The organism is Paraburkholderia sp. JHI2823, from assembly GCF_038900695.1.
In the GTDB taxonomy this organism is placed as follows: Bacteria; Pseudomonadota; Gammaproteobacteria; order Burkholderiales; family Burkholderiaceae; genus Paraburkholderia; species Paraburkholderia mimosarum.
In genome coordinates this window covers 1-606 of sequence record NZ_JAYMRY010000187.1, presented here as the reverse complement: position 1 = coordinate 606, position 606 = coordinate 1, and the positions used below count along the sequence as shown (strand labels likewise).

Here is a 606-nt window from a genome sequence, read left to right as displayed (position 1 = left end):
GGATCTGGTCGAAACACTCCCAGTTGCGCGCGGCGCGGCCAATGCCGCCGTAGACCACGAGCGCATGCGGATGCTCGGCGACCTCGGGGTCCAGATTGTTCTGGATCATCCGGTAGGCGGCTTCCGCAAGCCAGGTCTTGCAGACCTTCTCCGCGCCGCGCGGCGCGCGGATCGTGCGGGTCGGATCGAGGCGGGGGTCGGTGAAGTTCGGGTGGTTCATGGCGTCTTCGTCTCTGATGTTATTCAGGAATGCTTTTTATGCGTTTCGCAACGCTTATTGTTCTGACTCGAACGTCAGCGGGCTGTGCGTCGCGATCGCCCCGTTCTGCACGAGACGCGTGAGCGCTGCGATGTCCGGCGCGAAGTAACGGTCGAGGTCGTAATGCGGCACCTCGGCGCGCACCGACTGCATCACGTGCGCGAGCGCCGGGCTCGTGTGGTGCGGCGCGCGCAGGTCCACGCCCTGGGCCGCGGCGAGCAGCTCGATCGCGAGGATGTTGGCCGTGTTCTCCGCGATGTCCGCGAGCTTGCGCGCGGCGAACGTCGCCATCGAAACGTGGTCTTCCTGGTTCGCCGAGGTCGGCAGCGAATCCACCGAGGCCGGAT

Annotated in this window: 1 protein-coding gene and 1 pseudogene; both read right to left on the bottom strand. The window is 65.8% G+C overall.

The genetic code is table 11. The features are described from left to right. A pseudogene (locus VSR34_RS38240) lies at positions 1–220 on the bottom strand (urocanate hydratase); the annotation flags it as partial. Between the two features lie 54 nt (positions 221–274). Continuing rightward, positions 275–606, bottom strand: a 332-nt coding sequence (locus VSR34_RS38235) for an aromatic amino acid lyase (protein ID WP_342965213.1), incomplete at its 5' end; no start/stop codon positions are given.